The sequence below is a fragment of the Polyangiaceae bacterium genome, from assembly GCA_015075635.1.
Taxonomy (GTDB): Bacteria; Myxococcota_A; Polyangia; order Polyangiales; family Polyangiaceae; genus JADJKB01.
The window spans coordinates 495,927-513,831 of record JABTUA010000003.1 but is presented as its reverse complement, the minus strand read 5'-3'; the positions used below and the strand labels follow the sequence as shown (position 1 = coordinate 513,831).

The window sequence follows — 17,905 nt, the reverse complement described above, 5'->3', positions numbered from 1 at the left end:
TGACCGGGCCGGGCAATTGTCCCGCGCCGGCTCATTCAGCAGCCATTCGATTTGCAGAAGTTGACCCCCCCGATCATGCACGTGTACGGCTGCGTGCACTTGCAGGTGCAGACGCCGGTGTCGTACGCGGGAGGTTGGGGAACGCACTGGGCGATCCATCCCGGCCCGGCGTACGGGTACGGATGGGTCGCGTTTGCAACGGACGGGCAGGCGTTCGCGTAGGTGCAGGTTCCGCCGCAGGCGTCTACGCACGCGCCGCCACTGCACTGCGGCAAGGCGCCCGTGCACGTGGCGTCAGCCTTCCACGCGCCTGTGCCATCACAGGTTCGCGGTGTCTTCCCGTCGCACTGCTTCGTCCCCGGACTGCACTCGCCTGTGCAGTTGCCGCCCGTGCAGGCGTAGGGACACACGCCGCCGTCGTGCCATTGCCCGGTCGCGTCGCACGACTGTGGGACGTTGCCGGAGCAGCGCAACGCGCCCGGAGCGCAGACTCCTCCATCGGGAAGGTTGCCTCCATCTGGACCGCTGCCTCCGCTGGCGGAGCCGCCCCCGGCTCCGGCGTCGCCGCCAGCATTGCCGACCCCGCTCGCCCCGCCTGTGCCCGCGCCTGAGCCGCCCGCACCGCCGCCGTCGCCCGCGGAGCCGCCGCTGGCCCCGGCGTTGCCGCCGTCGTTCGTCGACGTCGAGCTGCATGCGAGTACCGGGACACTGAACAGGGCGACGAAGGCGAGCCCCCGATTCCACAATCGACCTAGAAGCGGCGTCCTGGGACCCATGCGCACCAGCGAACCATACATGTTCATCGTTTCGCAAGCGTGACCGGGGCCCCGTCCTTCGGGTGAAGAAAGAGAACCCCGACGATCTGCTCCGCAACGTTGGTCTTCGACTCGCTGAGTTACGCGACCGGCGACGGTGGTCGCGCGAGACCTTTGCGGAGCGGCTGGGGGTCAGCACGCGGTATGTGGCGCGGCTCGAAGCCGGTCGCCAGAACCTGACCGTCCATCGCTTGGCCTGGCTGGCGGATCACCTCGGCGTGCGCGTGGTTGACCTGTTCGCGGCGCCTGGGATCGAAGCGATCAGAGTCGGGCGTCCGCCAGGCGCCACACGACGGCGGGGATAGCTGCGCTTGTCGACCGATCGGTTCTGCGTTCAGGTGGGACGGGGTCCTACACGCCGCCCCGAGCGCAGCGAACGCCCGCTTGCAGCGCTGTGCGCGGAGCGTACTTTTGCCGCATGCGGATTGGGGGGCGCTTCACCGCGCGCATCTCGATACTCGGATGCCTGGGCGTCGTCGTGGCTTGCACTGCGGAGAGCGCGCGGGCGCCGGATGCGGGGGCGACCGGCAGCGGTGGTGCGGCAGGCGCGGGCGGAGTCGGGGGGACTGCCGCGAACGACGCGCCATCGAGCGGCGGGGGGCTGACGTTCGATTCGTCCGCCGACGCGCCTCCGCCAACGTGCGAGTGCCAGCCGGGAGACTACTGGGTGAACGTCCTGGGCGACGGAGAGCCACAGAAGCTCAAGGCTCCGTGGCCTGAAAGCCGCAACTGCACGCCTGCCGTGCCGTGGTTGGGTACCACGGTGAACTGGACGAAGACCCCAAGCTTCATCTTTAACGAAGTAGGCGCGTGCTCGGCATCGGGGAAGGCGTGCCTGCTTGCGACTGCGGATTCGGACTCGTTCTACATCGATAGGGACGGCACCCAGTGGCAGCTCTCGAGCGTCACCATTGAGCTCACCACGCCCATGTCCCCCGCGCCAACGAAGGGGCAGGCCATCGATGGTTCGTTCACTGCGACGGCCACCAAGGACGGCAGCGCGCTGCCGCTGAGCGGGGAGTTCCATGTCTGTCTCACTTTCCTCACCGTCATCCCCCTTTGACGCATTGGCTCGGGTTGCGCTGCTCGCACTCGTTGCCCTTGGCCTGTGTGGCTGCGGTGCGTCCGACGCCGAACATTCCGAGCAGGTCGCCGCCAGTGCGGCAGCGGTCGAACTCTTGCACGAGAACACGTACTTCGAAGTCAGCCTGGCCCCATCAGGGCCCAAGGCCGCCGTGGAGCGCGCGACCGCTGCCGTGCACGTTCCGTTCAGAGACTCATCCGGCGCGCAGCTCACGGCTTCCAACGGGAAGCCACTCCGCGGAACCTGCGGCGTCACGTTCATTGGCCGCGCAGCGGTTCATCGCGCCAAACGGTTTCTCCTTCGGGACGGTGTCGGGCTCATTCACTCCGACACCGGCGCAGGTCGCCGGCCCACTGGAAATCGTCTCGCTCTTGGGCGACTTCGGAGTGAACTCGATCGTGGTGGTGGCCGAGGACGCGGTGAACGACTTCGACACGATGGTCAAGCGCGCAGGAGTAGGGCTGGAACCGATCGGCGGCGGCTCGGAAGTCATCCCCATGCGCTTCGCCGGTGACGGCCTCGGCGGCTACGCGGCGGTCTTGCTCGGTGGCGAACGCATGGTGATGACCAGGCAGGCGCTCCTGAATGGTGTTCGGTGGACGGGGCAGTTCCTCGCGCGAGGCGACGACCACCCGTTGACCTGTGGCTTCGTTGATGAGTACGGCTCCGAGACCACCTTCGCGTGCACTCCGGTGAACAGCCAGGTGAGCTGGGAAGTTTCGAGTCCGGTGGAGGGGCATCCGGTGGCGTTTTTTGTCGAGAATCCGGCAGACGCCTCGCCAATGGAGCTGGACGACATGACGCTCGCGTCCGTTCCCCAGAACCGCCCACCGCAGTGCTCGAGTGCTCACGCTGACGTGGGCACGCTCTGGCCTCCGAACAAGAAACTCGTCGACGTGAACGTCGTCGACGTGACCGATCCGGACGGAGATCCCGTCGTGGTCGAGGTCGTATCGGTGCGGCAGGATGAGCCTACACAAGGACCTGGGTCAGGGGCACTCTTTCCCGACGCAGCCATTCAGGCGAGCGCGCCACCAGCCGTACGCCTGCGCGCAGAGCGCAACGGAGCCGGCGATGGCCGCGTGTACCACGTCGCGTTCAGGGCTTCGGACCCAGCAGGAGCTTTCTGCGACGGGGAGATCTCGGTGTGCGTGCCGCACGACCTCGGAGGCGGTGCGGCCTGCGTGGACGGTGGAGGGCTCTACTCGTCGACGGCGCCTTGAGGGCTCGCTCGGCCGGCGGGGGTGGGGCACGGCGAGCGGCACGTCCCGGGAGGTCCGCGTTGCCCATCCGCTGCCCGAAACCTGCCCAACTCCACTCGACTCACGTCGACTCACGAGGACCAGCGGAGAGAGCGATCCGAATCATTTCGGGCGAAATTTCAGGGCGTTGGTGTGCAAGGTCGCGTGCCGCTTGAAGATGTTGCCAACGCCGCCCGAAAGGGTTCGAATCCCTCCCTCTCCGCAAAACGCTCACTGGTTACGGCTTCCAGATGGGCCTGGTCGCCGCTATGTGTCACCGAATGCGCGTCGCCCTGATGTTCATGGCTTGCTGGGTCTCGCTGGCTTGCTCGTCGAGCTCCACGAACGAAGCCCCGGGAGGTGGCGGCAACGGCGGAGCCACGGGTGGCAGCGGCGGCGCGACCGGTGGCAGCGGCGGCGCGACCGGTGGCAGCGCCGGAGCCACGGGCGGCAGCGGCGGAGCCACGGGCGGCAGTGGCGGCGCAACCGGCGGCAGCGCAGGAGCCGCGGGTGGCAGTGGCGGCGCAATCGGCGGCAGCGGCGGTTCTGCTGGCACCGGTGGCAGCGGCGGCGGACCCCTCTGCTCGTACCAACCGAACGACGGCTCCTTCGACTGCAAGCCGCACAAGCTGACTAGCATGGCGGTCGATCAGACCTCCATCTTCTGGGCGCTCAGAGACAACGATGGCGTCGAGCACCTGTTTCGCGCGCCCAAGGCGAGCCCGCCCGCGACGCTCGGCCCCTGGGCGCAGATCGGCAGCGTCGGCGCGGTCGGCGACATCCTCGTGGACGGCTCCCACGTCTACGTCGGCACCACCGCTCCGAGCCGGCAGCTGATCCGCTTTGCGTTGGGGAACGCCGCGGAGCAGGTGCTGGTGGACACGATGGGCTGCCCCCTACCGTATCCGCGGGTGCCGCTCGCCATGGACGCTCAGGCGGTCTACTTCGCCTGCAACGGCAGCGCCGACTTCGTGGGGCACTGGAACAATCGACGAACATGCCGGGGACGACGTTCACCTACGACACTTCCGTCCAGGCAACGATCTCCGGCTTGGCGTCCAACGACTCGACGCTCACCCTGGCCTTCGGCGACCTCGACTACTATACGCTCCCGAGTGGTCCCATCGGCCTGATCGCGGCGGCGGGGGGCTTCGTCCGCACGGCCATGATCAACAACATCGTCTACGCGCAGACGGCGGACGCGGTGAAGACGTTCACCCTCGGCGGCGGCGGCGGCGCGGATGCGATGAGCGGCGTGGCCGGAATCTTCGACTTCCGCGTGGACAGCGCCGGCACCTTCGCCATCCTGGCGGACAAGGTCGTGGGGCGAAAGCACAGCTCCCTGGGCAACCCGTTCCAGAAGGCGGCCACCCCCGGCGGCATCGCCCTGGACGCGACCCACGTCTACTGGTCGAACGTGACCGGCACCGTCGAGCGCGCCCAGCGCTCGGTGATCCTGCCCTGAGCGCGCCTCACCCCCGCCGGCTGAACGGCGACACCAAGAGCTCGTCGCCCCAGCGCTCGACCAGCGTGTCTGGCGCGGCCTCGCGTCCGGCGCTCAGCCACTCCGTGGTCTCGTCCAGGCGCAGGCTCTGGCGCACACCCAGGTTCCAGAGGAACTTCACCGCCAGCACCGGGTTGTGCTGGAACAGCGGGTAGAGCGCCTCCCGCGTGAGCACCAGGAGCCGGCACGGCTCGAGCGCGACGACCGTGGCGGAGCGTGGGCGGTTGGTGAGCAGCGCCATCTCGCCGAAGTGGCCGCCGGAGGTCAGCTCCGCCAGGCGCTTGCCTCCGCGCTCCACGGCCGCGCGGCCGCTGGCGATGATGTAGAACGCCGCGCTGGTCTCGCCTTCGCGCAAGACCATGGCGCCGGCTTCCACGTCCTCGGAGCGCAGCGCGCCCGTGACCTCCAGCAGCTCCGAGTAGGTGAGCTCGCGCAGCACCTCGATGCCGGAGAGCGCCCTGAGTGCCTGAGTCACGCGGCTGAGCCGGATCGAGTCCTCGGCCGCCGTCGGCGCGTGCGCCGCGACCTCCAGGGCGATGACGCTGATGTTGTCTTCCCCACCTCGCTCGTTGGCCACGTCCACCAGGCGCTCCGGCGCGGCGGCGACGTCGTCGAGGAACGGCAGGAGCTCGTTCGGCTCGACGAAGTAGCCGTGCAGCCCGTCGGTGCAGAGCAGGAGCTTGTCTCCCGGCAACAGGTCGAAGCTGAGCGTGTCGATGTCCACGTGCGGATTCGGCCCCACCGCCCGCGACAGCATGTTGGTCGGGATGTGCTGGAGAGCTTCTTCGCGGCTCATGCCCCGGCGCAGCGCCTCGGCGAGGAAGGTGTGGTCGTTGGTGATCTGGTGGATCTGCCCGCCACGCACCAGATAGAGCCGAGTATCGCCGACGTGCGCGAGCGCGGCGGTGCCGCCGGACACGACCAGCGCGGTGCAGGTCGTTCCCGCGCCGCGGCGCGAGGCGTCCTCCGCGCCGAGCGCATGGATGCGCGCGTTGGCCCGCTCCACTCCGTCGCGCAACAGCTCCGCCAGCGCCGAGGGGCGCAGCGCGGGCTCGAGCTCCGCGATGGACGGGATGCGTGCCCGCGCCCGCTCGACCAGCGTCTCCACGGCCGCGTTGGACGCGACCTCCCCCGCGGCATGCCCGCCCATGCCGTCGCAGACCACGAACAGGCCGAGCGCCTCGTCCGCGAACAGCGCGTCCTCGTTCCCCTGGCGCCGGCGACCGACGTCCGTCCTGGTTTTGGCAATGACCCGCACGGGGCCACGATATCGGGGCGTCGCCCGGCTGCAACGCCAGCGTCAAATGGCGCTGGATCCTCGGGTCCGCCTGTCTGCCTTGGCGAGCCCCGGCCGGGCAGCTACGCTAGCCGCTCGGGGTTTGTATGAAGTTGAGACACATTGCGGTCGGCGGGGCGCTCCTGGTGTGCCTTTCGGGGTGCGGCGGGGAAGACGCCGAGCCGGAGAGGAAGGACCTGCTCGATCCGCCGCCGGCGGGCCAAGGCATTCAGCTCGAGACCGGCGACTTCGACGTCGATCCCGGGACCGAGGTGCAGGACTGCTACTTCTACCGGGTGAGCGAGCTCGCCGAGGCGGCGGGGCTGCCGGTGGACGAGCCGGTGATCTTGCACCGCACGCAGATCGCCTACAAGCCGGGCAGCCACCACATGAACATCTTCCGGGTGCGGACCATCCTGGAGCTCGATCCGAACAATGGTCCCATCCAGAAGAGCCTGAACGGTGAGTCGCCGTGCTCGAAGAGCGTGAACTGGGCGGACTGGCCGCTCATCGCCAACTCGCAGAACGAAGGCTACTTCGACTGGACCTACCCCGAGGGCGTGGGCAATCCGCTCCAGCCGGACGAGTGGATCATGCTCCAGACCCACTACGTCAACGCGACGACCCAGAAGACCAAGGGCGGCGGGCGCGTCGAGGTCAACCTCTGGACCATGCCGAAGAGCGAGGTCCAGCACGAGCTCGGCACTCTGTTCGCGACCAAGCAGTCGATCCGAATCTGCCAGTCGAACCAGACGCCGAAGTTCAGCGGGACCTGTCAGTTCAACAGCCCCGACCCCGTGCGCGTCATCGGCGCCAACGGTCACTTCCACAGCCGCGGCAAGGTCTTCAACATGTTCGCGTGGGACGGGCTCACCGCGAAGACGCCGCCCGCTTCGGAGCTGTTCTACGAGTCCACCGCGTGGGACGAGCCGCCGATGGCGACGTCACCGGAGCTCGACAAGCCCGTGCCGCAGAACGGCGGAATTTGGTACACCTGCTCGTACCAGTGGACGCCGCCACCGCCGAGCATCGGCTGCGAGGGCCTGAATCAGCTGGACAAGGAGATGTTCGACACGCCCGACTCCGAGCTGGACTGCTGCTACACCTTCGGCAACACGGTGGACCGCGCCGAGCACTGCAACGTGTTCGCGTACTACTACCCGAAGACCGACGACGTGAATTGCTTCTGAGGACCGGGTGAAGCTCGCATCACACGACGGCTGGGCGCCGCTGCTCTTGTCGCTTTGTCTGGCGGCCAGCGGCTGCGGAGGCAGCGACTCGGGCGGGGGCTCGGGCGGCGAGGGCGGCTCCGGCGGCAGCTCGAGCTGCTCCCTGGGCTTCCTGGGCGATCCGGCCAAGCCGGTCGAGTTGGAGGTCACGGTGCGCGGCCCCGATCAGATCTCGAAGAAGCTCGAGCCCGGCGGCGAAGCGGCGATGATCCTGCCGCCGCAGGGTGGCCGCGTGATCTTCGTCGGCGTGCGCGCGACCAACATCGGCGCCTGCGGCGTGGAGCTCACCGGGACCCTGCGCGACAAGACCTCCGGCCAGATCCGCGTGGACGGTCGCACCACCAACCTCAAGCCCACCGGAGACGGCTGGGGCGGGAGCGTGGACACCGACATCTCCACCTTCTCGAACATCCCAGTGTGCCCGAATCAGTGGGCGACGACGGACATGTTCGGCAACACGTTCGAGCTCGAGGTGAGCGTGGTGGACAAGGAAGCGCGGACGGCGTCCGCAAAGCTCGACGTGGTGCCCGCTTGCTCGGAGAAGGAGCACGAGGCCGAGTGCCTGTGTCAGTGCAAGATGGGCTACACGCTGGGGCAGACCTGCAACTGAACGAGGACCACCGATGACCAAGGGGATTTTCGCGGCTTTTTCGCTGGTTCTCGGGCTCGCTACCGGCGCCTGCGGCGGCGACGACGGCGGCGAGAAGGGGGGAGTGGGCAGCGGCGGAGCCGGCGGCGCGGGCGGGAGCGGCGGCGCGGGCGGAGCGTTCAACTGCGTGGACACGGGCGAGCACGCCTTGCCCCGGGCGGAGACCTTCTCCGCCTACGACTCGAAGCGCAACCGCGTGGTGTTCTTCGGCGGAGACATCGGCGTCCCGGTGCAGTGCAACCCGGCGCCCAAGCCCATCGGCGAGATGTGGACCTACGACGTCGCCTGCAAGAGCTTCGCGCAGGTGGCCGCGAGCGGCGGCCCCGGTCCCCGCGCGCGCGGTCTGGCGGTCTACGATCCCGAGGGCGACCGCATGATCGTCTTCGGCGGTCGTTACCGCGAGGCCTCGTCTGGACCGTACACGGTGTACAGCGACGTCTGGGCGCTCGACCTCGAGAGCTTGACCTGGCAGGAGATCGCGACCACGGGCGGCGGGCCCTCGGGCCGCAGCAGCACGGCCGGCGCTTACAACCCGCAGACGAAGGAGCTGGTGCTCTTCGGCGGCAACTCCAGCACGAGCGGGCTCTCGTTCACGCCGCTGGACGACGTGTGGGCGCTGAACCTGAGCACCGGCGCCTGGCGCGAGATCGCCGCGGCCAACCAGAAGCCCGAGGCGCGCTTGTTCCACAGCGCGACCATCGATCCCACCACGGGCCGGCTGTTCGTCTACGCCGGCGGCGGCGCGGGCGCGTTCCAGGGGCCGTTCATGGCGGACCTCTGGTCGCTGGACCTCGCCAGCGGCGCCTGGACCGCCGAGCACGACGGCATGTCCGGCGCGCCCATGGGCCGCATCCACGCCTCCATCACCTACGACGCCAAGGCCAAGCGGGTCTTGCTGTTCGCCGGGCACGACGACGGCGCCGTCGGCAACAACAACGACACCTGGGCCTTCGACCCGGCCTCGAAGCAGTGGACGGAGTTGGTCGCGCCGGAGCAGGTGCAGACGCCGCCGCCGGACTTCTGCCTGTTCCCACCGGATTTCACCCTGCCGAACCTGGCCGCGCCGGATCGTCGCTCGGCTCATGTCGCCGTGCTGGACGAGGCCGGCGGACGCTGGATCGTCTACGGCGGGAAGACCGACTGCGGCAACATCGACGACGTGTGGCTGTTCGACCTCGGCACGAACCAGTGGCAGCGCGAGGTGCAGGCGACCATCGGTGAGGCCTGCCGGCGCGGGAAGTACCCCGACCAATGCAGCACGCTCTGCATCTGAGCGCAGCGCTCTCTCTAGCCTGGTTGCTCGCCGCTCCCGCCGTGCGGGCGCATGGCGCATTCCCGAAGGTGCTGCAAGCCGCCGCGGATCCGAGCGACCCGAGCCGGCTCTGGGTTCGGGCCACGCACGGCGTGTTGACCAGCACGGACGCCGGCAAGAGCTGGTACTGGCTGTGCACCGCCGCCGCGGGTTACGGCCCCACGGAGGAGCCGCCGCTCGCGGTCACGAAGACCGGCACCGTGCTCCTGGGCACGTTCAACGGCCTCTACGCCTCCATCGATCACGGCTGCGGCTGGGCCTTCCCCACCAGCGCGCTCGGCAGCAGCGTGACCGGTCTGGCGGTGGACGAGAAGAACCCGAGCCGCGTGGTGGTGCTCTTGTCGCGAGGCGCGTCGGGCGGAAAGTTCGAGAGCGAGCTCTGGCAGTCCCTCGACGCGGGCGCGAGCTGGGCGTCCGTGCCGACCAGCCTCGACCCCGCCGCCCTCTACCTGAGCGTGGGCATCTCGTCCTCCGATCCCGCGCGGCTCTACCTGACCGGCCTGCCGGGCGCCGGCGGCGGCAAGTCGGTGGTGCTGCGGAGCAGCGACTCCGGTCAGAGCTGGGCGAGCGTCGATCTGCCGGGCTCCCCGGGCGCAGCCGGGCAGATCGTGGGCGTCCACCCCACGAACCCGGACATCCTGTACGTCCGCGCCAACCTCACCAGCAGCACCCCCAGCGAAGGCGCGCTGTTCGCGTCGGGCGACGGCGCGCAGAGCTTCAGCCAGGTGCTGAAGCAGGCGGCGCCGCTGATGGGGTTCACCCTCTCGCCGGACGGCTCCCAGGCCTTCGCCGCCTACGGCAACCCGCGCGGCGGAGTGGTCGTGGTCGAGGCGGAGCTGGGGCTCTACTCGGCCAAGGTCGCCGACAACGCGTTCGCTCGCGTGCTCGAGGGGCCCGTCGCCTGCGCCTCGTTCATCGCCGGCGAGCTCTGGGCCTGCACCAGCCAGTTCGACCAGGGCTTCGAGCTCGGCCGCTCCAGCGACGGCGGCAAGACGTTCACGCCGGTGATGGAGCTGGCCGGCATCACCGGGCCGCTCGAGTGCCCGGCCGCGTCCACGGTGGGAACCGTCTGCTCGAACACGGACTTCGACTGGGAGGACGTCTGCCGCGACATCGGCAAGTGCGGCTTCGGCACCGGGGGTCAGGGCAACGCCGGCAGCGAGGACGACGGCGGCTGCGGCTGCCGGAGCACCTCGAAAGGAGCGAACGGCGCGCTGGGCCTGCTCGCGCTGGCGGCGCTCGGGTTCGGGTGGGGGCGAGGACAGCGTCGCGCCGGTCGTGTAGCCTCTGGCGCATGAGCGCACTCACCGAGCTCCGAGGATCGCAGTGGAAGGGAACCAACGAGCTGTGGCTCGACCCGCTCGGCGACCAGGTCCAAAAGAGCGAGTGTACGATGTCGGTCGAGGACCAAGTCGTGCGCTACACCTGGAGCCACGAAGGCAAGACGCACGAGGGCAGCATCAGCTTGCGCGAGGGCGGCGCCGACTTCACGGACACCTGGCACCAGCCGACACCGATGAAGCTCCGCGCGCTCCCGGGCGCCTGGGGCCTGTTCCAGGTGCAGGGCGAATACGGCCCGGACTCGGACTGGGGCTGGCGCATCGGCCTGTTCCTGCGAGCGCCGACGGGTGAGCTGGTCTTGCAGATGACCAACATCGCGCCATGGGGAGAAGAAGTCCGCGCCGTGCGCATGATCGGCCAGCGTCAGCCGTAGCCTCGACGACCGTGGCGGCCGTCTCCGCTAGTTCCAGCAGCGGTTGTTGTGGTCCTTGCCATGACAGGTGCCGTTGCAGGCGTAGTTCGTGCCGCACACGCCACCGGGAGGTGACGTGGTGACCGAGCCGCCGCTGGAGCCATTGACCACGCTGTTCACGTTCCAGGTCCCGTTCATGTGCGTCGAGCCACTGGCGGGCGGGTGACAGTCACCGCAGACCGCTTCGCCGTCGTGCTTCGGGTGTCGGTTGGTGAGCGTGTTCATGGTCGCGTCGTGGCAGCTCGTGCAGCTGCCCGCGGTCCACGCTCCGCCGGCCCAGTAGGGGGTGACATTGGGTGGGCCGCCGCGACCATCGGAGTGACAGGAACCGGTGCAGGTCCCGCGAGCCGTGACGGGAGCGCCTTGAGTCGCGTTGACGTTCCAGACCATGCCCGTCGCGGGTGCGGAGAACGTGACGTCACCGTGGTGCCCGGCGGTCGAGAGGTTGGCGGAGGCGACGTATTGCGCGGCGTGGGCGACGTCACCGCTCGGCGGCACCGTGTGACAAGTGCCGCAGGCGAACGCCACGTGGGTGCTGCTCGCGGTGAGATGGGCGACGTGCCGCCCCACCGCCAGGGTGTTGGTGGTGGTCTCGCCGCCGACACCCATGGGCGGGTTCACCTGGCTCGGCGAGGTACCGTGGCAGCTCACGCAGGTCATGCTGGTCTCCACGATGCCGTTGACGTGCTTCTGGGCGTCCGCCCAGACGTTCTGGGCTGGCGTGCCGGGGACGTAGCTGGAGAGGACCGCGCCGTGGCAGCTCGGGCAGTTGGCCTTCGCGGGGTGCGTGCCGCCCGGCGGGTTGGTGTGGCACGACGAGCCGCAGGCGTCGTAGCTGCCGTCGACGGTGGTCCACACCGGGCTGGTCTTGATGCTGCCGCCGGTGTTCGGTCCCAAGAGCGTGCTGCCGTGACAGTAGGCGCCGGTGCAGGTGAAGCTCGTGCCGTCGTAGCTCGGGTTCGCGCCGTCGCTCTTGGCCAGCGCGCTGAAGGCGAAGTCGTCGCTGCCGTTCGAGTGCGTGGTGGAGGTCGGCACGTTGTGGCAATCGGTGCACACGACCTGCTTGTGCCAGTTGGCAACCGCCAGATGCTGCTGGTGCGCGCCAACCGCGTTCTGGCTGGTGAGCGTCTCACCCTTGGTGCCGAGCGGCGGCGCAGGATCGTTCGTGGTCGAGTTGCCGTGGCAGCTGGTGCAGCTCAGGGACGCCGTGTACTCGACGATTCCGTTGACGTGTTTGTTCGGGTCGGTCCAGGTCGCGCTGGGCGTGCCGCCTCCCGTGAAGGTCGCGATCACCGCGCCGTGGCAGGTCGGGCACGCCGTGGACGTCGGGTGCGTGCCGCCGGGAGGCAGCGTGTGGCAGGCGGTGCCGCAGGCCTTCTGCGAGCCGTCCAGCGTGGTCCAAGTCGGGGTCTTGTTGGCGCCGGTGCCCATCAGCGTGGAGCCGTGGCAATAGACGCCCGTGCAGGTCGTGCCACCCCAGCTCGGGTTGGCTTGGTCAGCTCGCGCGAGATCGGTCGAGTCCCAGAGCACTTCGGCGGGGAGCGCCGTGTCCATGTGTCCGGGATCGCCGAACGCCGTGGGGACCAGGTGGCACTGCTCGCAAACCATGGGCGCGTGCCAGCTCGCGGGCGTGAGGTGGCTCTGGTGTGCGCCGACGCTGGTCAGCGCGGTGCTCGTGCCGCCGGTCGTGTCCTTCGGCGGTGCCGGCGTCGGGCTGCCGGCGGTGCCGTGACAGCCCCAGCAGGTCGGACCGAAGCCTCCGCCTCCACCGGTACCCGCGCCACCGGTACCCGCGCCGCCGGTTCCCGTTCCACCAGTTCCGGCCGCACCGCCGGTTCCCGCCCCACCGCCGGTGCCCCCCGCGCCACCGGTTCCTGCCGCGCCACCGGTTCCTGCCGCGCCGCCGGTTCCTGCCGCGCCGCCGGTTCCTGCCGCGCCGCCCGCTCCAGCACCGCCGCTACCCGACGCGCCCCCAGCGCCGGCTGCCCCGCCCGTTCCGGAACCTCCGGTGCTCGCACCACCGGTTGCGCCGGTCCCGCCGCTCCCACCCGCGGCGCCGTCGTCACCGGCGTCCGCCCCGCCCGTGCCGTTCTTGCTGCCGCCCTCGTCGCCGCCCCCGCAGCTCACCAGAGTGAGAGTCAGCAGACCAACGGCCACCGCAGGCAGGGAACGCAACATGGGCACCTCCACTTCGGCTTCAGTCGCCGGACGTCTCCCGTGCAGGCACGCGCGAAGACGCGATCTTGACCGTCGTCACCGCACGGATTTCGCGCATCCGTTGCGTGTGCTCCGAGCCTCGCAGACCGCGTGGCATCCTGGAGCAATGACCAGGGCTCGATTCGAAGTGAGACCCTTCGGGAGGGAACGGCACGAAATCGTCGATGCGCTCGAGGTCGCCGTCGGCCGCCACATCGTGCACGCACTCCTCGAGATCGACGTGACGAACGCACGGCAGGCCATCCGCGATCGAGAGACGAGCACGGGAGAGCGGCTCTCGTTCACCGCATTCATCGTTGCGAGCCTGGCGCGCGTCATCGACCAGGACAAGCGCCTGCACGCCTACCGAGACTGGCGAGGGCGGCTGGTGCTGTTCGACGAGGTGGACGTCGTGACCCTGATCGAGTCGGAGCTGGGCGCGGTCGCCATCCCCCACGTGATTCGTGCAGCGAACCGGAGGACGCTCCGAGAGATCCACGCGGAGATCCGGCGAGTCCAGGCGAAGCCGGCGACCAGCGCCCAGCGCTCCGGGTTGCTCAAGAGACTCTCGTCCCTGACCCCGGGGTTCCTCCGGCGCAGCTTCCTCCGCGGTCTGAAGAGGAATCCCCACTGGCTCAAGCAGACAGCGGGCACGACCCTCGTCACCGCCGTGGGCATGTTCGGGTCGGGCGCGGGTTGGGCGGTGGGTCTACTGCCGCTCCATACTCTTGCGCTCACCGTCGGCGGCATCGCGCAGAGGCCAGGCGTCGTCGATGGTCGCGTGGAGCCGAGGGAGTATCTCTCGCTCACCGTCAGCATCGATCACGACATCGTGGACGGCGCGCCGGCCGCGCGGTTCGCGAAGCGCCTCAGGGACCTGATCGAGGGTGCAGACGTGCTGCGGGACTAGCCGCGGCCCGGCTGCCTGCGCGTGAACACGTAAGCCCCCCGACGATGGGCGTCCGACGCCGCCCGATCCGCGCTATTGTTCGAGCGTGAAGCGAGCCGCCTGGCTGTCGATGTTCGGCTCGTGCTGGGCGCTCGCCGCTTGCCTGGACATCGCGGAGTCGAAGCCACCCGACGGTGCCGGCGGAGCGATACTCGCGGGCGGCTCGGCCGGCGCTGGTGGGGCCGGAGGCGCAACCGCCGGGGCCGGAGGCGCAACCGCGGGGGCCGGGGGCGCTGCCGCGGGGGCCGGGGGCGCTGCCGCGGGGGCCGGGGGCACGGGCGGCGCTGACGCGGGCACCACCAAGACGCCGTTCGGACCTTCCGACTTCAGCTTCGAGCGTTCGGATGACAGCGTGCCCAACGCGACGAGCATCACCTTCGGCGCGACCATCCCGGCGCCCACCCGTTTCCTGCTCGCCTGCCGCCACGCGCGCGACAACGACACGACGGCAGGCTACCCCGGCATCATGACCGCCGGCGGTACCCCCATGACGGCCGTCGATCCGGCGGCCCGCGGCGTGAGCGGCAACAATCAAGCGGGAGTCCAGTGCTTCTACCTGAATGACCCACCGGTCGGCTCGCAGACCGTCGCCTTCAGCCTGAGTGGGCCGGGCTCCTACGACTATCTCCGGCTCTCCACCTACTATTTCAATCGCGCGGCGCTCATCCACGCCCACGACATCGCCACGCACAGCGCCGGGAACACTCACGGCCACAGCATCGTGACCACCGAGCCTGCGCTGGTGCTCGCGGTCTACACCAAGTACTTCACGCAGCTCGTCTCCAGCAGCGGCTTCACCGAGCTGTTCGACGTGGCCGGCTTCGGCGGCGAGGCGGTGCAGTACGCCGCCATCGCCTTCCAGGCGCAGCCGGGCACTGCCGATTGGAGCGTCAGCTGGCCGGGCTCGTCGTCGTGGGGAGGCAGCCAGCTCGTCGCGATCGTGCCCAAGTGAACGCCGCCGTCGCGTCAGTGCAGCCGGCGCACGCGACGACCGATGACGCGACGGAGCTTGTCACGCGAGGGCGGAGGACCGGTGACGACTCGCTTTCCGTCCACGAAGAGCGCCTCGGACTCGCCCCACTCGAGCAACGTGGCTCGGTCCTTCGTGTCCACGAGCTGGAAGACCACGTCGTCCCCGAGCTCCGCCGCCACGCTCTTCGCCCGCTCCAGCGCCATGGCCTGCCCCAGGCACCAACCGCTCGAGCAGGCAGTGACGACGACCTTGCCGTTCACCAACTCGGGGCGCTTGTGCGAGGCGGGCAGCCAGCGCGGCGCCTCTGCCCCTTCCACGAAGGGCTTCCAGACCAGGGCCGCCAGGCCGTTGCGATCCGCCTTGCGATAGCCGTGGCTCTTGAACCAAGAGGCGCGCATCCAGAACGGGAGCGCGAGCCCCCAGGCCGCCATCCCCTTTGCACCGAGCGCGCGCGCGTCGGCCTCCGCGGCTTCGAGCAGCGCCGTCCCCATGCCGTGCCCGCGGAAGTCCCCCCGCCCCTCCGGGTGGCCGTGCACCCAGATGCAGTGCACGAAGTAGAGGTCATGCCCGAGAGCGGGAGCATGCTCGATGGGCAGGTACTGGATCATGCCGCCCGGCTCTCCGGCGTCGTCGAGCGCTAGCTTCACGCGCAACCCGCGCTGCACGAAGGCCGCGTACCAGCAGGCCCGGTGCGGAGCCGCCGTCTCCGTCTCCGGGTTCCAGTCCTCGAGGCAGCGGAAGAACAGCTGCTCGTGCTCGGGCGCGAGATCCACGACGCGCATGGCTCGCGAAGAAGCAAGCGTCGTACCCGCATGCCGCGCCAAGATCTCGGCGTGCGGCCGTTGGGGACCACGCAATGCATGCGCCCCAATGGCCGGAACGCGCAAGCGGGGTTCAGCGGAGCGCGACCCTGGCAGCCAGCGCCGCAGCTGCCGCGAGCCTGTGCTCGGCCCGCCAGGGCGGCCCGATCGATCGCCCCATTGCGCGCAAGTGAGCATCGAGGTCTTCGTGCTCGAGCGAGGCAGCTGCGTCGCGAAACACGCGCTCTCGGTCGTACCAGACCACGGACCAACCGCGGGCCTCGCCTGCAGTGGCCAGCGCCTGGCGATACATGACCGAGTCGGCGACGTTCGCCGCGCGAGTGTCGGCGATCCGCGCCTCGGTCGTCGCCGGAAGCTCGGGGCAGACGCGGATTGCGATGCCCGCTATCGGCACGGGCACCTCTCTGGCCAACGCCTCGAGGCTCTCCCCCGCGCCGCGCGCAGCGGCCTCGCGCACGAGCTCGACGAGCGCCACGGCATCGGCCAGCGAGATCGTCCGCGCCCATGGGCTATTCAGGTAGCGGCCCACCGCCCAGGATCCTTCGTGGTGATACGGGTGCGTCGGTAGACCGCGGGTGAGGTCGACGCGCCGGCGATCGAGGAGCTCCCCGCCTGCGGCCACGGTGACGAGCACCGCGGAGTTGCCGTGCTCGGCGACGCCGACAGTCGCTGCTGTCTGCGCTCGCTCTCTCTTCATGTACTCCTTACTCCGTGGAAACGGGACACACGTTCACCCGCGAACGCCGAGGCTCATCGTAACAGAGCGCGCGGCCCGCCCTCGACAGGATGTACATGTGGGTGTACACTCGTTGCATGTCGAAGAGCTACACCGTGGCGACTGCACGGGCGAAGCTGGCCAAGATCGTTGATGAAGTCGAGTCCGGGAAGGAAGTCGAAATCACGCGGCGAGGAAGAAAGGTCGCCGTGGTGATGTCGGCCACGAGGTACGCCCGTCTGCGCGGCGACCGCGTGGCGTTCATGACGGCGTACGAGACCTTTCGCGAGGATACCGATTTGAGCCAGGTCGGAGTCGAGCCGGGCTGGGCGAAGGAACTTCGTGATCGCGACGTGGGTCGAGGCGTCAAACTGTGACGCGATTCCTGTTGGACACGAGTACGATTTCTGCGGTTGTGTGGAAGGTCCCGGACCCGGGGGTGCTGGCGCGCTTGACCGAACATGGTGGAGAGTGCGCGACGTGCGCACCAGTCTGGCATGAGCTCCAGTTCGGCGTCCGGCGACTTCCTCGGGGGAAGCGCAGGACCGCATTGGAGGGCTTCCTCGAGGAGGTCGTGCGTGCGACACTGCCGATCTTCCCCTACGACGAGCGTGCGGCGGAGTGGCACGGCGAAGAGCGCGCGCGGCTCGAGCGCTCAGGAAGGAAGCCCCCGTTCGTCGACGGACAGATCGCAGCAATCGCCGTGACCTGTGGCATTCCACTGATCACGGCGAACCCGGCCGACTTCAAGTCGTTCAAAGGGCTGGTCGTCGAGAACTGGGTGGGCGGACGCTAGGTCAGGCTAATTCAGGGTTCGAATACGGACTTCCTGATCTGCGCCGTGGCATTGCGTCGTGGCTTCGCCGTGTTCTCGACGGGTCGAACGCGACTCATGCAGGGCTTTCGGTGAGTCGTGGAAGTGAGACCGGGCTCAGAATTCTCCGACGACGCCGACTTGGTGGCCGCCAAACGAGGGGAAGACTGTCAGCGCGAGATCCTGTCGAACTAAGTGACGCTTCCGCACGACCAAACCGACCGCGAGCAACGTAAAGCCCGTGAGCTGCGGCAGCGCGAGCAGCGGCCACATGGACCCGCAACCGGCCGAGTCCTCGAGTCGGTTTCTCGCGTCGGCGCACGAGCGTTTCTGCCACAGAAACGGACCTGCAACCGGGACTGCCAGCCAGGCGCTGTGATCCTCGAATCCGGTCGCGCCCGCAATGGCGAGCGGCACGACGTACGAAGCCCCGACCCAGAGCGCGAGGGGCTGCAGAGGCGGGCGCAGCGCCGAAGACAGTGATTGCGCCCGCGGGTCGGAACGGACGCTTGGCAAGGCCAGAGCGGCGTTCGTCGGGTGCAACGACCAGCTGAGGAATCCCCTCGAATTTGGT

The 17,905-nt window shown here is 69.2% G+C and carries 19 protein-coding genes and 1 pseudogene; 14 read left to right on the top strand and 6 right to left on the bottom strand.

Annotated features, from left to right (window positions below; translation table 11 throughout):
- Positions 1–35 precede the first annotated feature (35 nt).
- The gene (locus HS104_32945; GenBank protein MBE7484761.1) at positions 36–797 is read right to left on the bottom strand and encodes a hypothetical protein; all 762 of its coding nucleotides are present in this window, start codon (positions 795–797) and stop codon (positions 36–38) included.
- Positions 798–838: 41 nt separating this feature from the next.
- Between HS104_32945 and HS104_32940 the strand changes: the two genes are divergently transcribed.
- From HS104_32940 to HS104_32920, 5 genes and pseudogenes are all read left to right on the top strand, one after another.
- Positions 839–1,120 carry a helix-turn-helix transcriptional regulator gene (locus tag HS104_32940; protein MBE7484760.1) on the top strand — a complete coding sequence of 94 codons (282 nt, stop codon included), beginning with the start codon at positions 839–841 and terminating at the stop codon, positions 1,118–1,120.
- A gap of 362 nt (positions 1,121–1,482) precedes the next feature.
- Positions 1,483–1,878 carry a hypothetical protein gene (locus HS104_32935; protein MBE7484759.1) on the top strand — a complete coding sequence of 132 codons (396 nt, stop codon included), beginning with the start codon at positions 1,483–1,485 and terminating at the stop codon, positions 1,876–1,878.
- A gap of 329 nt (positions 1,879–2,207) precedes the next feature.
- A complete protein-coding gene (locus tag HS104_32930; GenBank protein MBE7484758.1) occupies positions 2,208–3,122 on the top strand; it encodes a hypothetical protein in 915 nt (304 codons plus the stop codon).
- A gap of 398 nt (positions 3,123–3,520) precedes the next feature.
- Positions 3,521–3,703: pseudogene (locus HS104_32925) on the top strand (hypothetical protein).
- Positions 3,704–4,137: 434 nt separating this feature from the next.
- A complete protein-coding gene (locus HS104_32920; GenBank protein MBE7484757.1) occupies positions 4,138–4,605 on the top strand; it encodes a hypothetical protein in 468 nt (155 codons plus the stop codon).
- A gap of 7 nt (positions 4,606–4,612) precedes the next feature.
- On the opposite strand, the gene HS104_32915 is transcribed toward HS104_32920, so the two are convergent.
- The gene (locus HS104_32915; protein ID MBE7484756.1) at positions 4,613–5,902 is read right to left on the bottom strand and encodes a protein phosphatase 2C domain-containing protein; all 1,290 of its coding nucleotides are present in this window, start codon (positions 5,900–5,902) and stop codon (positions 4,613–4,615) included.
- Positions 5,903–6,066: 164 nt separating this feature from the next.
- On the opposite strand from HS104_32915, the gene HS104_32910 reads away from it, so the two are divergent.
- The 5 genes from HS104_32910 to HS104_32890 are packed head-to-tail and all read left to right on the top strand — an operon-like array spanning position 6,067 to position 10,824.
- Positions 6,067–7,110: a hypothetical protein gene (locus tag HS104_32910; protein MBE7484755.1), complete on the top strand. Its 1,044-nt coding sequence runs from the start codon at positions 6,067–6,069 to the stop codon at positions 7,108–7,110.
- 7 nt (positions 7,111–7,117) lie between these two features.
- Complete coding sequence (locus tag HS104_32905; GenBank protein MBE7484754.1) at positions 7,118–7,759, top strand: hypothetical protein; 642 nt, start codon at positions 7,118–7,120, stop codon at positions 7,757–7,759.
- A gap of 13 nt (positions 7,760–7,772) precedes the next feature.
- On the top strand, positions 7,773–9,071 hold the full coding sequence (locus HS104_32900) for a hypothetical protein (GenBank protein ID MBE7484753.1): 1,299 nt from the start codon (positions 7,773–7,775) through the stop codon (positions 9,069–9,071).
- Positions 9,050–10,408 (top strand): hypothetical protein, encoded by a 1,359-nt coding sequence (locus HS104_32895; protein ID MBE7484752.1) that lies wholly within the window; start codon positions 9,050–9,052, stop codon positions 10,406–10,408. The genes HS104_32900 and HS104_32895 overlap by 22 nt, the downstream gene beginning before the upstream one ends.
- The gene (locus HS104_32890) at positions 10,405–10,824 is read left to right on the top strand and encodes a hypothetical protein (protein MBE7484751.1); all 420 of its coding nucleotides are present in this window, start codon (positions 10,405–10,407) and stop codon (positions 10,822–10,824) included. The genes HS104_32895 and HS104_32890 overlap by 4 nt, the downstream gene beginning before the upstream one ends.
- A gap of 27 nt (positions 10,825–10,851) precedes the next feature.
- Here HS104_32890 and HS104_32885 read toward each other — a convergent pair whose 3' ends face one another.
- A complete protein-coding gene (locus HS104_32885; GenBank protein MBE7484750.1) occupies positions 10,852–13,041 on the bottom strand; it encodes a CxxxxCH/CxxCH domain-containing protein in 2,190 nt (729 codons plus the stop codon).
- 145 nt (positions 13,042–13,186) lie between these two features.
- On the opposite strand from HS104_32885, the gene HS104_32880 reads away from it, so the two are divergent.
- The gene (locus HS104_32880; GenBank protein MBE7484749.1) at positions 13,187–13,969 is read left to right on the top strand and encodes a 2-oxo acid dehydrogenase subunit E2; all 783 of its coding nucleotides are present in this window, start codon (positions 13,187–13,189) and stop codon (positions 13,967–13,969) included.
- A gap of 85 nt (positions 13,970–14,054) precedes the next feature.
- Positions 14,055–14,960, top strand: coding sequence for a hypothetical protein (locus HS104_32875; protein MBE7484748.1), 906 nt, complete (start codon positions 14,055–14,057; stop codon positions 14,958–14,960).
- A gap of 14 nt (positions 14,961–14,974) precedes the next feature.
- Here HS104_32875 and HS104_32870 read toward each other — a convergent pair whose 3' ends face one another.
- Together HS104_32870 and HS104_32865 are read right to left on the bottom strand one after the other, a co-directional pair.
- Positions 14,975–15,763, bottom strand: coding sequence for a GNAT family N-acetyltransferase (locus HS104_32870; GenBank protein MBE7484747.1), 789 nt, complete (start codon positions 15,761–15,763; stop codon positions 14,975–14,977).
- Positions 15,764–15,875: 112 nt separating this feature from the next.
- A complete protein-coding gene (locus HS104_32865; protein MBE7484746.1) occupies positions 15,876–16,499 on the bottom strand; it encodes a hypothetical protein in 624 nt (207 codons plus the stop codon).
- Between the two features lie 116 nt (positions 16,500–16,615).
- Here HS104_32865 and HS104_32860 point away from each other — a divergent pair, with 116 nt between their 5' ends.
- A complete protein-coding gene (locus HS104_32860) occupies positions 16,616–16,894 on the top strand; it encodes a type II toxin-antitoxin system prevent-host-death family antitoxin (protein MBE7484745.1) in 279 nt (92 codons plus the stop codon).
- The gene (locus tag HS104_32855; GenBank protein MBE7484744.1) at positions 16,891–17,313 is read left to right on the top strand and encodes a type II toxin-antitoxin system VapC family toxin; all 423 of its coding nucleotides are present in this window, start codon (positions 16,891–16,893) and stop codon (positions 17,311–17,313) included. The genes HS104_32860 and HS104_32855 overlap by 4 nt, the downstream gene beginning before the upstream one ends.
- A 135-nt stretch (positions 17,314–17,448) precedes the next feature.
- Here HS104_32855 and HS104_32850 read toward each other — a convergent pair whose 3' ends face one another.
- Positions 17,449–17,748: a hypothetical protein gene (locus tag HS104_32850; protein ID MBE7484743.1), complete on the bottom strand. Its 300-nt coding sequence runs from the start codon at positions 17,746–17,748 to the stop codon at positions 17,449–17,451.
- Between the last annotated feature and the right edge of the window lie 157 nt (positions 17,749–17,905).

Bases quoted from the DNA above. Each gene is read 5' to 3' on its own strand.
- HS104_32945 (MBE7484761.1), bottom strand. From the start codon at position 797: ATGTATGGTTCGCTGGTGCGCATGGGTCCCAGGACGCCGCTTCTAGGT.
- HS104_32920 (MBE7484757.1), top strand. From the start codon at position 4,138: ATGCCGGGGACGACGTTCACCTACGACACTTCCGTCCAGGCAACGATC.
- HS104_32900 (MBE7484753.1), top strand. From the start codon at position 7,773: ATGACCAAGGGGATTTTCGCGGCTTTTTCGCTGGTTCTCGGGCTCGCT.
- HS104_32895 (MBE7484752.1), top strand. From the start codon at position 9,050: ATGCAGCACGCTCTGCATCTGAGCGCAGCGCTCTCTCTAGCCTGGTTG.
- HS104_32890 (MBE7484751.1), top strand. From the start codon at position 10,405: ATGAGCGCACTCACCGAGCTCCGAGGATCGCAGTGGAAGGGAACCAAC.
- HS104_32885 (MBE7484750.1), bottom strand. From the start codon at position 13,041: ATGTTGCGTTCCCTGCCTGCGGTGGCCGTTGGTCTGCTGACTCTCACT.
- HS104_32880 (MBE7484749.1), top strand. From the start codon at position 13,187: ATGACCAGGGCTCGATTCGAAGTGAGACCCTTCGGGAGGGAACGGCAC.
- HS104_32870 (MBE7484747.1), bottom strand. From the start codon at position 15,763: ATGCGCGTCGTGGATCTCGCGCCCGAGCACGAGCAGCTGTTCTTCCGC.
- HS104_32865 (MBE7484746.1), bottom strand. From the start codon at position 16,499: ATGAAGAGAGAGCGAGCGCAGACAGCAGCGACTGTCGGCGTCGCCGAG.
- HS104_32860 (MBE7484745.1), top strand. From the start codon at position 16,616: ATGTCGAAGAGCTACACCGTGGCGACTGCACGGGCGAAGCTGGCCAAG.